Below are 11,033 nucleotides of genomic sequence, written 5' to 3' on the forward strand. Positions count from 1 at the left end.
GGCACAGAACCCCCGCACGGCATCCGCCTGCTCCCGGGGTGTCCACTACGGCATCACGGCCGTGCTCGACGCCTCCTGCGAACCCTGTCTCTCCAGCGCCCGGGACAGCCGGTCCCGGGCCGTTCTGATCGCGTCGCCGAGCTCGGCGGGTTCGATGATCTCGAACTCGAAACCCATCAGCATCACGTGAATGACCATGACGTCGAGGCTCGCCGCCCCGGTGCGCAGAATGCAGTTGTCCTTCCCGGAGGCCTCCAGGGTGCCGGTCGAGGGGGAGATCCGCGCGGCGGCCTCCTCCAGCGGCACCAGCAGCCGGACGACGGCGTTCGTGGCGTACGCGCGCGTGGAGACGCCCTTGGAGACATACGCGGCCAGATCCTCCGCCGGTGGCGTACGGGGCGTGAAGCGCGGTCCGTGCGGCGGCTTCGGCGTGATGCGGTCGGCCCGGAACGTACGCCAGTCGTCACGGTCGGCGTCCCAGGCGACCAGGTACCAGCGGCGCTCGGTGCACACCAGCCGGTACGGCTCGACGGTGCGGCGCGTCGAGGAGCCGCCGTGGTCGCGGTACTCGAAGCGCAGCCGCTCGCTGTCGCGGCAGGCGTTGGCCAGCTCGGTGAGGACGGCGGGGTCGACGGCGGAGGGCTGCGGGCCGCGCAGCATCGGCACGGTGAAGGCGTTCAGGGCGCCGACCCGGCGGCGCAGCCGGCTCGGCAGGACCTGCTCCAGCTTGGCGAGGGCACGGACGGAGGACTCGCCGATGCCGTCGATGCCCTGCCCGGCCGCCGTGCGCAGTCCGACGGCCACGGCGACCGCCTCGTCGTCGTCCAGAAGCAGCGGCGGCAGCTCGGCCCCCGCGCCGAGCTGGTAGCCGCCGCCCGTGCCCGGGCTGGCGTTGACGGGATAGCCCAGCTCGCGCAGCCGGTCCACGTCACGGCGGACCGTGCGCGGGGTCACGCCCAGCCGCCCGGCGAGGTCCGCGCCCGACCATTCGCGGTGGGCCTGCAGCAGTGAGAGCAGGCGCAGCAGTCGTGCGGATGTCTCCAACATGCTCCCGAGTCTGCCAGCCCTTGCGGACAGCGACTGTCCGCAAGTCTCGGCCGGTCTCGTACCCGCGACTCCGCCCCGGACCGCTCCCCGAACGCCGCTCCCCGAACGCCGGAGAGGCTCGAGCGGTCCGCGCCCTGCGGCGGCAGCCCTCAGGCACGGGACGGTTGAGGGCGGACGGGGTGAAGGGGGCGGAGGAGGCGAAGGGGGCGAAGTGGGCGGACGGGGCGGGGACAGCGGCTCACGGCCGGTAGGCGATCTGCGGCACGTCGAAGCAGGTCGCGTTCATGTCCCCCTGGGACACCCAGCCCCGGCCGTCGCGCCAGCGGGCCACCGCGAGGCAGGTCCGACGCGTCTTCGGCGGGTTCGCCGACCGCTCGTACGTGACCGGAATCAGCAGCCCGCCCGCGGTGTAGGGCTCGCCCCGGTTCATGAACGCGTCGACGCACCCCCGCGTGACGCCCGCCCGCCCACACGCCCTCGCCGCGTCCGTGAACCACCGCGCCGCCGCCCACCCCTCCAGCTGCCACTGGGAACGCGTCTTCAGTCCCGCGGTCGCGTCGCGGAACTCCCGTACGGCGGGATCCCCGGCGTCCTCGTAGTCGCGGCTCGACCCGGTGGCCCACAGCGCGTTGCGGCAGCGCGGTGCGTCCTTGTAGTCCTCGGGCACGGTGGAGGTCCAGTTCTGGACGTTGGTGACCTTGGCGGTGACATGGGCGCCGACATCGTCCATGGCCTTGCACAGCTGGGCGTTGCCGTGGGTGTCGATGGCGTCGAAGACGAGATCGGCGCCCTGTTCCTTCAGGTCCGCCGCGGCGGCACGGAAATTGGGCAGCGCGAAGTCGACCTGTTCGGTGACGACCCGGTAGCCCTCGGCCCTGAGCCCCTGGGTGACCAGCCGGGCGTAGGCGGCGGAGGCGGACTGGTTGTAGGAGACGACGGCGGCCGTACGGGCGCCCTGGACGCGCTTGAAGTAGCGGTAGACCTCGGTGCCGCCGTACAGCTTGCCGCCCCAGCCGGGCGTGCCGTCGCGTGGCGCGAGGCTGCCGTAGATCCCGTAGAGGTGCGGATAGGTGTCGTAGGCCGGGCCGATGGGCTGGCCTCCGATGTCGGGCACGCGCGCGCGGGACACCCGGGAGGCGCCCGCGTAGTCGAGGGCGGTGGTGGCGACGAGCGCGACGACCTTGTCCTCGTCGATCAGCCGGTGCACGCACTCGTTGTTGCCGACGCCGCTGCCGCCGTCGTCGCACAGCCGCACCTCGACCCGCCGCCCGTCGATGCCGCCCCGGGCGTTGAGCCGGTCGAAGTACGCCTTCGCCCCGTCACGCGGTCCGGTGAAGGCGGAGCCGCCGACGGGGCTGGTGGCGCTGCTGATGACGCCGACGCGGATCGGCTCGGCGGTCACCGGGGACGTGGGCGTGGCGCGGTTCCCGAAGTCGCTCTCGGGGAGCCGGCTGCCGCAGGCCGTGCCCAGCAGGAGCAGCAGGCCCGCGGCGGCGGCCCCGGCCGCTGTGTGCCGCACCGCCGCTCAGCAGCCCGGGGCAGCGCTCGACGATGCGTCGCCGCTCAGCTGGACCAGCGCGCAGAGCGTCTTGACGGAGACCTTCCACGTACCGTCCTGCTCGACGGCCGTCCCCGAGGCGTTCGGCAGGGCCGTGGCGCCCTTCAGGGTCAGCGTGTAGGTCACGTTCGCGTCGGTCGGGGAGGTGAACTCGACCTTCTCGACCTTCGCCTTCACCTCCTGGCCGCGCTGGTCGCCGTTGAAGCCCTGCAGCACTTGCGCCATCCGGTCGCCGTTCTCCAGAACGGCCTGCTTGTCCTTGGTGGAGACGGCAGGGTCGAAGAACTTCTCCCAGTTCTGCTTGATCTCCTGCTCGGCCGCCGCCGGGTCGGTCGGGGCCGTGGCGCTGGGCTGTGCGCTGGTGGACTTCTCCACGGAGGGTGTGGGCGGAGCCGTACTCGCGCCGCCGCTGTCGTCGCTGCATGCCGTGAGGGCCGCGGCGAGGACGAGAACCGCCGTCGCCGCCACTCTCCGCGCGTTCCCCCGCCTGAGGTCGCTCCCGAGAACCATCTGGCTCACCACCGGGTGTCGGTCCGGGCCATACGCGCCCGGTGCTTTCAGGGTCAGCTTCCAGAGGGCATAGTGCAAGCCATTGGCTGACATGGACAGATACACGACGTGTGGGAGTCCGGATGCGGACAGCTCGACTGCGGACCGTGCACCCCGTCCTGTGGGCCGGCTGGGCCGCGCTCGCCGCCGGGGCGGTGCTGTGCGTCATCGGCTGGTACGGCATCTCCGGTGAGCGGTACGCGGAACGCCAGCTGCCCTACCTCGCCTCCTGCACCGTGCCCGGAGCCGCGCTGATCATCGCCGGCGCGGTGCTGCTCACGCACGGCAGGAACGCTCCGGCGGCGGCCCGTGTCGAGGAGCTGTACGGGCTGCTGGTGGCCGCGGGGCCCGTCGACGCCGAGGGCTCCGGGCGGGCCGCGGCCGCGCCCCTCGCCGTCAGCGGCGCCCTCCTCATGGTGCCCGGCGGCACCCTGTACCACCGCGCGGACTGCCCCCTGGTCGCCGGGAAGCCGGAGGCCGTACCGGTCGACTCGCGCGTTCTGGCGAACGGGGACCTGGGGCCGTGCCCCATCTGCGAACCGGACGACGCCGACGACCCCGACGCCGACGGGCACGAGCGGCCCGCCGTCGCCCACGGTGGGCCGCCCCTCACCGAACGGCCGTCCGACCCCGAGGGACCGTCCACCGATCCGGACGACTGATGGCGTCGCTGACGTACGACCTCACCCTCGCCGGTCTCTCGGTCGGCAGTGCCGCCGCGCTCACCGGGATCGGGCTGATCGTCACCTACCGCGCCACCGGCGTGCTCAACTTCGCGCACGGCGCGATCGCGATGGTGTGCGCCTATCTGCTGCGCCAGTTCACGGTCGAGTGGGGCTGGCCGCTCGCGCTCGGCGCCTCGGTGACGCTGCTGCTGGTGGCCCCGGCCATCGGCATGGCCCTGGAGCGCTTCGTCTTCCGGCCGCTGTCCGTCCTCGGCGGCGACCCGGCGCAGACCCTCGTCGCGTCCATCGGTGTCTTCGTGCTGCTGGTCGGCGGGGCGGTGCTGGTGTGGGGCACGGGCGCGCGGGCGGACGCGCCGACGCTGGTGTCGGCCGATCCCTGGGGGCAGCTGGCGGTGGCGGTATCGCTGGCCGTGGGTGTGGGCGCGGTGACCCGCTGGACCCGCTTCGGCACGGAGCTGCGGGCCGTCGTCGACGACCGCTCGCTGGCGGTGCTCGGCGGTATCGACGCGGACCGGGTGGCCGCGGCCGGCTGGGCCTTCGGCTCGTTCACGGCGGGCCTGACGGGCGTGCTCCTCGCGCCGTACGTACGGCTGGACCCGTACGGCATGCCGCTGCTCGTCATGGAGGTGATGGCCGTCGCGGTTGCCGCCCGGATGCGCAGCCTCCCGGTGGCCGTCGTCGTCGCCCTCGGCATCGGGGTCGCGCAGAGCCAGCTCACCCGGCTGCACCCCTCGGGGTGGGCGGAACCCCTGCTCCAGGCGGTCGGCGCCAACCTCTTCGTGGTCGCGCTGCTGGTCGCCGCGCTCGTCCTGCCCGGTATCGGAGCCCGCGACGCGCTCCCGCGCACGGCGCCGGCCCGCGTGTCGACCCCGCCCGGGGCGTGTGCCGTGGCCGTGGTCCTGTTCCTGCTGCCGCTCGGTCTCGCGGGCTCGGACCTGCACACCTCGGTGCAGGTGCCCGCACTCGGTGTCGTCCTGCTGTCCCTGGTCGTGGTGAGCGGCCGCGGCGGCCAGATCTCGCTGGGGCAGGCCGCGTACGCCGGTCTGGGCGCCCTCTTCACGGCGCTGCTGGCGGCGGGCCGCTTCCCGGGTCTGCCCCGGCTGCCGGAGCTGGCCGCGCTGGCGGTGGCCGTGCTCCTGGTGGCCCCGCTCGGCGTGCTGACCGGGTGGCCGGCCATCAGACGGCACGGTCTGGCGCTCGCGGTGGCCACCTTCGCGGTGGGCGTGGGCGTCAGCCGCTTCGTCTTCGCGCAGCCGTACGCGGTGGCCGGCCTGTCCCTGGGGCGTCCGGCCGGGTTCGACGGCGACCGCGCGTACTACGTCCTCGAACTCGTCCTGCTGGCGGCCGCGTTGCTCGCGGCGCACACGCTGCGCCGGGGCCGGACGGGCCGCACCCTGGCCGCCATGCGTGACCACGAGGCGGGCGCGTCCGCGGCGGGCGTCCGCGTCCCGGCCCTGAAACTGACCGCGTTCGTCGCGGGGGCCGCGCTGGCCGCGCTGGGCGGCGGCATGCTCGGCATGGGCCTGCGCGCCTTCGACGCCGCCGCGTACGACCCCGTCCGCGGTCTGCTCTGGTTCGCGGCGGTCGTCGTGCTCGGCGCCGACAGTGTCCTCGGGGCGCTCGTCGCCGCGGCTCTGCTGGTCGGGCTCGACGCGGGGGCCCGCGGCGGGGTGGCGGCGGCTCTGATCGGAGTCCTCGCCGTCCTCGTCGGCCGCTTCCCCGAAGGCCCCTACGAGGCCCTGCGCGCGGCGGCGTCCCGGCTCCGGCCGCACCGCCGGGCGACCCTGACACCGCTGGGCGCGCGCGTCCGCCGGAATCTGCGGCCGGTGGAGGGCGGGCGGCCCGGGGCCCTGCCGCGGGTGGCCACGGGGACCGTGGCGCCGGCAGGCCCGGGCCGGAGCGAGCCGGGCGCCTCCGGGCGGCCGCGCCCCGGCTCCCCCGCCCTGTCCGACTCCCCCGACTCCCCCGACTCCCCCGTCCAGCCCGTCCCGCCCGTCCCGCCCGTCCCGCGCTTTCCGCGCTTTCCGGACCAGGACGCCCACGGGCCGGGGAGCCCGCCGGACCCGCGACGGCCGGTACGCGGTGCGCACCCGGCACGGCAGTCGCCCCCGGGGCGTCCGGCCCGACCGGGACCGGCTTCCGCAGCGCCGGACGCCGGTCCTCCTCCCTCGGTGCCGGCCGGGCCTCCCGGCCGCCCGGCGCGTGCCGAGCCCCCGGCTCCCCCCGTGGCGGCCGAATCTCCTGGCCGACCCCGCGCGACAAGGCCACCCTCGGACGGCGCCCACCGCCCCGCCCGGACTCCGCCGCCCCCGCTGACCGCCCGTCGGCTCCACGTCGCCTACGGCGGGTTCACCGCTCTCGACGGGGTCTTCCTCGACATCCCGCCGGGCCGGGTCACCGCGGTCGTGGGGCCCAACGGCGCCGGGAAGAGCACCCTCTTCCACTGTCTGGCGGGGACGCTGCGACCGTCGGGCGGACAGGTGCTGCTCGGCGGGCGGGACATCACCCGCCTCGCGGCGCACGCGCGGACGCGGCTTGGGATCGCGCGGACCTTTCAGCAGCTGGCGGTCTTCCCGTCGCTGACCGTGGCCGAGAACGTGCGCGTCGGAGCCGAGCAGGGTCGGATCGCCGATCCGGGGGCGGTGGAGCGGGCGTTGCGCCTGTTCGAGCTGGACGGGCCGGTGCGGTCGCTGCCCGCGGCGGGGCTGCCGACCGGGACGCTCCGGCGCGTCGAGCTGGCCCGGGCGCTCGCCGGAAGCCCCCGGGTGCTGCTGCTCGACGAACCCGCGGCCGGTCTCGACACCGGCGAGGTGACCGCGCTGGCCCGCGTGCTGCGGGCACTGGCCGCGGACGGCATGGCCCTCCTGGTCGTCGAGCACGATCTCGATCTGGTCGCCGACCTGGCCCACACCGTCCACGTCATGGCGGCCGGACGGATCGTCACCTCGGGGCCCGCCGACCGCGTCCTGGACACGAGGACCGGCGGATGAGCGGCATCGCCCTGCGCCACGCGCGCGTGCGCTACGGCCCCCTGGAGGCCCTGCACGGCGTGACCCTGGTGGCCCCCGGCCCCGGCCTCACCGTTCTGCTGGGCCGCAACGGCTCCGGACGTACGACCGTGCTGCGCGCCCTCGCCGGAACCGTGCCGCTGTCCGCGGGTGCCGTCGTCTGGGACGGCGCCGACATCACGCGCGTGCCCGCGTTCGAGCGGGCCCGGCGCGGACTGTGCCTCGTCCCGGAACGCCGGGCCGTGTTCGGTTCGCTGACCGTCCGCGAGAACCTGGAGCTCGCGGCGGCCGACATCACGGCCGCCCTGGACGCCTATCCGCACCTGGCGCCCCTCCTCCCCCGCCGCGCCGGCACCCTCTCCGGGGGCGAACAGCGCATGCTCGCCCTCTCCCGCGCCCTGCTGTCACGCGCGCGCGTGGTGCTCGTCGACGAACCCGCGCAGGGCATGTCGCCGGCGGTCGCGGCCCGGACGTACGAACTGCTCGGCGCTCTCGACGCGTGCGTGGTGGTCGCCGAGCAGCGCATGCCTCCGGGGCTGCGCGCGCGGGCGGGCCGGACGACGTACGTCCATGAACTGCGCCGTGGCGCCGTCGTCTTCAGCGGAGAGGCGGCCGAGGCGGCGGCGCGGAGAGGGCGGCCTCCGGGGTCGGGAGCGCGCCGACCGGAGCGGGGTCCGCGGTCCGGGCGCCGCCCGCCGCCCGCCGGATGCTGAGCCGGGCGCCCGGCTTCACCCGGTCCGGACCACGGACGGCTGCCCAGGACCTGTCCGGCCGGACACGCCCTAGGGGATGACGAGCCGGGTGCCCGCCTCGAGCCGGTCCGCATTGATGCCGATCTTCTTCGCATTGGCCTTGTAGAGGGCCTGCCAGCCGCCCTTGATCCGGTACTTGCGGGCGATCGACGAGAGTGTCTCGCCGGTCTTCACCACATGGAAGCGGACCTGGAGTCCGTACTCCTTGGAACAGGCGGGCCAGGCCGCCCAGCCCTGGACGGCCAGCACCTTCTTGGCGACCTTGATCTGCTGCGCGCGGGTGGCGAGATCGGCGCGGGGAGCGTAGGCGAGCCCCCCGAACTCCTTCCAGGTGGGCGGCCAGAACTGCAGCCCACCGTAGAAACCGTTCCCGGTGTTCGCGTGCCAGCGTCCGTTGCTCTCGCACTCGGCGAGACAGCCCCAGGGCCACTCGTCGTCCGCGCAGTCGTAGGACGCCCCGGCCGTCCGGGGGCCCGGATGCGCGGATCGCGGCACAGCGGCCGCGGCCTGGGGAACGAGGGCGGCCAGCACGGCGGCGACAACAACCGCGTACCGGACGCGCCCGCCCGGCGAACCGGACGCGGTCCACTTGATCGGCAGGGTCCGCCTGGTCGGCATGAGAGGCATCGGGCCACGCTATGCAGCGCGTCGCGCCCTCTCGCCGAGCCGCGCCCGGCACGCCCAGGGCCCCACCCGGTCGGACGACCGGGTGGGGCCCCGTGCCCGGGACGAGGGGGAGCGGGGCTCAGACGTCGAGCCGCTGGCCGGGCACGATCAGGTCGGGATCACCGCCGATGACGGTCTCGTTGGCGGCGTAGAGCTTCCGCCAGGTGGTCCCGTGCCGCGCGGCGATGGCACTCAGGGTGTCGCCGGCGCGGACGGTGTAGTCACCGCGGGACACGCCGCGGTCGGTGTGGCCCGACGGACGTGCCGGCGTCTTTGCCGGTGCCTGCTTCGCCGGGGCGGACTTGGGCGCCGACTTGGGCGCCGACTTGTTGGTCGCCGCTCCCGCGGCCGACCCCGCGCCCGAAGCGGGCGCGTTTCCGTAGGCTCCGGCGCGGGCCGAGCAGGTGGGCCAGGCGCCCCAGCCCTGTGCGCGTTGGACCTTGGACGCGACGGCTATCTGCGCGCCCCTGGAGGCCTGGTCGGCGGTCGGCGCGTAGGCCGTGCCGCCGTAGGCGCGCCAGGTACCGGCGGAGAACTGAAGCCCCCCGTAGTAGCCGTTGCCGGTGTTGATGTGCCAGTTTCCGCCGCTCTCGCACTGGGCGATGCGGTCCCACACTCCACTGTCGGCCGCGGCGGCGTCGCCGGTCGCGGCGAGCAGTCCGAGCGGGGCGAGCAGTGCCGCCCCGGCGAGGACCGCCGTCGTACGCGTCTTGTTCGCCGTACGAGCCTTGTGACTGTTCTCGTGAGTGCTATCGGCACATGCGGACATGTAATTCCCTCTCGAAACACCCGGGGTCCCCCAGGACGGGACGCGGCGGCCGGCGTGTAGGACGCGGCCGTCGCGCTCCGCCCCCGTCCGCCGAAGGCTGTGCTGTGGTCCGGTGTGGTGCGGCCGGCGGACGTACCCGAGCGGTGCTCTGTGCACACGGCGCAGGAATCTATGGAGCCGGGCGCCCCGATATCAACCAACTCTTTGTCATTCGAGGCCAGTTCGCCGTTACCGCAGGTACCGTCGATTTTCGGCCACCCACTTCATTGGGTGATTTCCGGATTTGTCGACCTGCTCCCCTTGCGATCTGTGACTCACTTCACCCACTCAACTTCCGTCGGACTCCTGGAAGTTGACTCGGAGTAACCAATTCCGGGGGTGACTTCACCGTGGGCGTCGGATGGTTCGATTCCGTTCGCTCTCGAGCGTGACTCCGGCCACAGATCACCCGTTGACATCTTCGTGAGCCGGGAACCCCCGATTCATGGGCCGGGAGCCACCCGGCACCGCCACGCACCGCATCCCGAGGAGCCACCGTGCCGCGCATGCTCGACGTCAGCGACGACGTACGCGCCGAGATCGGCGACGAAGAAGCCGACCGGCTGCTCGCCGGAGAGAACGCCCCCGGCAGCTACGACTGCACGTCGTGCCGCACCCCGGGCGACTCGGAACAGGAGCGCACCAGCACCGTCCTGTTCATCGGCGACGAGACCGCCGTCCTCGCCTTCGCCCACGCCACCTGCCTGCCCTCACAGGTCGTGCAGGTCACCGAGGAGCAGCTCCAGGGCGCCGTCCGCTCGATCCACCCCGACGGCCCTCCCGCCGGCTCCGCCCCCGAGCAGGCCGTGCTCGGCGTCACCAGCGGGCTCGTCCTCATCAACGGCGAGTTGCACCCGGCGCTCGTCGTCGAACCGACCGGGCCGATCGTGCGCCCCGGCTCGACCGACATCGGCGACGACTTCCTGCCCCTGCTGATCGAGCAGGGCTTCATGCCCGCGACCGAGCTGAACTCGGTGCCGCCGGTCCTGCACGGCTGGTCCGTACTGCTCGCCATGGGCCAGCTGCACGCCGTGCTGCAGCCGGGCACCGGCGGCGGCTCGCCCGTCGCCTGGTGGCAGGCACACCAGGCGCTCCAGGTCACCGAGAGCTGGCGCGCCGCCGCCAACAAGCACCAGCAGGTGCTGCTGTTCGCGGCGCCGGTCGGCTCCATCGGCCGTCAGCCCCGGGAGGACCTGCTGCGCGACGCGCTCGACAAGGCGGCGGCCAACGGCAAGCTGGTCGCGGCCGCGATGCCGCTCGCGGGTACGTGAGGGCGCGGCGGTACACGGGCGCCCGGCGGGGTTCGCCGGGGAACTGAGGGGTCGCCGGCCGGCTCCGGCCGGGGAGGGTTGTCCGCGCGGTTCCCCGCGCCCTCACGCACGCCACTGACTCCGGGTGGCCTGCGAAATGACCGTGTTGGCCGCATCTGCCGGGCGGCGGGGTCGTTGGCACGTACGTGCACACCTACGACGCCCCCGGCCGCCGGCCCTTCCAGCCGGTCCCTCCCTCGGGCTCCCCCGTCCGTTCGAGCAGAGAGGTGCCGGCGTCGCGACCGGTGCAGAGCCCTCAGGACGGCCCATCTCCCACACCGATCTACGACGCGCTCTACGCCGAGTGGGTCAGATCCTTCAGGACGCTGCCCGGCGACCGGTACGGCGAGGAGGAGCTGGGCTTCACGGCCTTCGGGAGCCTCGGGCGCGGTGCGAATTCGTACAGCTCGTCGGGCTCGTACAACGCCTACAGCTCGTACAGCGCGGGGGCGCAGACCGCGCGGCAGATCGCCGCGCAGCACGGGCCGACCTCGACGGCGACCTCCGTCTGGCAGCCGGGCGCGCGCCAGCACGGCACCGGGATGCACCACATCCCGGCCGCGCTGCCGCCCGCACATGGAGACACGCGACGGCATCTACGAGACCGCCCGGCAGACCGTCTCCTGCCTCCTCGACCCCGAGATCCTTG

At 74.1% G+C, this 11,033-nt stretch carries 9 protein-coding genes and 1 pseudogene; 5 read left to right on the forward strand and 5 right to left on the reverse strand.

Translation table 11 applies throughout. The features are described from left to right. Positions 1-45 precede the first annotated feature (45 nt). The 3 genes from ACWD68_RS37860 to ACWD68_RS37870 all read right to left on the reverse strand — a co-directional run bounded on the left by ACWD68_RS37860 (position 46) and on the right by ACWD68_RS37870 (position 3,115). Positions 46-1,047 carry a helix-turn-helix transcriptional regulator gene (locus ACWD68_RS37860; RefSeq protein WP_451811004.1) on the reverse strand — a complete coding sequence of 334 codons (1,002 nt, stop codon included), beginning with the start codon at positions 1,045-1,047 and terminating at the stop codon, positions 46-48. A 238-nt stretch (positions 1,048-1,285) separates the two neighbouring features. Further along, a complete protein-coding gene (locus ACWD68_RS37865; protein ID WP_451811005.1) occupies positions 1,286-2,566 on the reverse strand; it encodes an ABC transporter substrate-binding protein in 1,281 nt (426 codons plus the stop codon). A 6-nt stretch (positions 2,567-2,572) separates the two neighbouring features. Further along, the gene (locus tag ACWD68_RS37870; protein ID WP_451811006.1) at positions 2,573-3,115 is read right to left on the reverse strand and encodes a hypothetical protein; all 543 of its coding nucleotides are present in this window, start codon (positions 3,113-3,115) and stop codon (positions 2,573-2,575) included. 122 nt (positions 3,116-3,237) lie between these two features. Between ACWD68_RS37870 and ACWD68_RS37875 the strand changes: the two are divergent. The 3 genes and pseudogenes from ACWD68_RS37875 to ACWD68_RS37885 form a co-directional block, all read left to right on the forward strand. Then, positions 3,238-3,711 (forward strand): annotated as a pseudogene (locus ACWD68_RS37875) (hypothetical protein); the annotation flags it as partial. 104 nt (positions 3,712-3,815) lie between these two features. Then, positions 3,816-6,830 (forward strand): ABC transporter permease subunit, encoded by a 3,015-nt coding sequence (locus ACWD68_RS37880; protein ID WP_451811007.1) that lies wholly within the window; start codon positions 3,816-3,818, stop codon positions 6,828-6,830. Then, on the forward strand, positions 6,827-7,561 hold the full coding sequence (locus ACWD68_RS37885; RefSeq protein ID WP_451811008.1) for an ABC transporter ATP-binding protein: 735 nt from the start codon (positions 6,827-6,829) through the stop codon (positions 7,559-7,561). Before ACWD68_RS37880 ends, ACWD68_RS37885 begins: the two co-directional genes overlap by 4 nt. A gap of 69 nt (positions 7,562-7,630) precedes the next feature. On the opposite strand, the gene ACWD68_RS37890 is transcribed toward ACWD68_RS37885, so the two are convergent. Next, positions 7,631-8,227, reverse strand: a complete 597-nt coding sequence (locus tag ACWD68_RS37890; protein WP_451811009.1) for a transglycosylase family protein — start codon at positions 8,225-8,227, stop codon at positions 7,631-7,633. A gap of 118 nt (positions 8,228-8,345) precedes the next feature. Further along, complete coding sequence (locus ACWD68_RS37895) at positions 8,346-9,035, reverse strand: LysM peptidoglycan-binding domain-containing protein (RefSeq protein ID WP_451811010.1); 690 nt, start codon at positions 9,033-9,035, stop codon at positions 8,346-8,348. A gap of 536 nt (positions 9,036-9,571) precedes the next feature. Between ACWD68_RS37895 and ACWD68_RS37900 the strand changes: the two genes are divergently transcribed. Together ACWD68_RS37900 and ACWD68_RS37905 are read left to right on the forward strand one after the other, a co-directional pair. Continuing rightward, positions 9,572-10,345, forward strand: a complete 774-nt coding sequence (locus tag ACWD68_RS37900) for a hypothetical protein (RefSeq protein WP_451811011.1) — start codon at positions 9,572-9,574, stop codon at positions 10,343-10,345. A 284-nt stretch (positions 10,346-10,629) separates the two neighbouring features. Continuing rightward, positions 10,630-11,033: hypothetical protein (locus ACWD68_RS37905; RefSeq protein WP_451811012.1), on the forward strand; the 404-nt coding region annotated here is incomplete at its 3' end.

The sequence above is a fragment of the Streptomyces sp. NPDC005141 genome, from assembly GCF_053599975.1.

Bases quoted from the DNA above. Each gene is read 5' to 3' on its own strand.
- ACWD68_RS37890 (WP_451811009.1), bottom strand. From the start codon at position 8,227: ATGCCTCTCATGCCGACCAGGCGGACCCTGCCGATCAAGTGGACCGCG.
- ACWD68_RS37885 (WP_451811008.1), top strand. From the start codon at position 6,827: ATGAGCGGCATCGCCCTGCGCCACGCGCGCGTGCGCTACGGCCCCCTG.
- ACWD68_RS37870 (WP_451811006.1), bottom strand. From the start codon at position 3,115: ATGGTTCTCGGGAGCGACCTCAGGCGGGGGAACGCGCGGAGAGTGGCG.
- ACWD68_RS37880 (WP_451811007.1), top strand. From the start codon at position 3,816: ATGGCGTCGCTGACGTACGACCTCACCCTCGCCGGTCTCTCGGTCGGC.
- ACWD68_RS37860 (WP_451811004.1), bottom strand. From the start codon at position 1,047: ATGTTGGAGACATCCGCACGACTGCTGCGCCTGCTCTCACTGCTGCAG.
- ACWD68_RS37895 (WP_451811010.1), bottom strand. From the start codon at position 9,035: ATGTCCGCATGTGCCGATAGCACTCACGAGAACAGTCACAAGGCTCGT.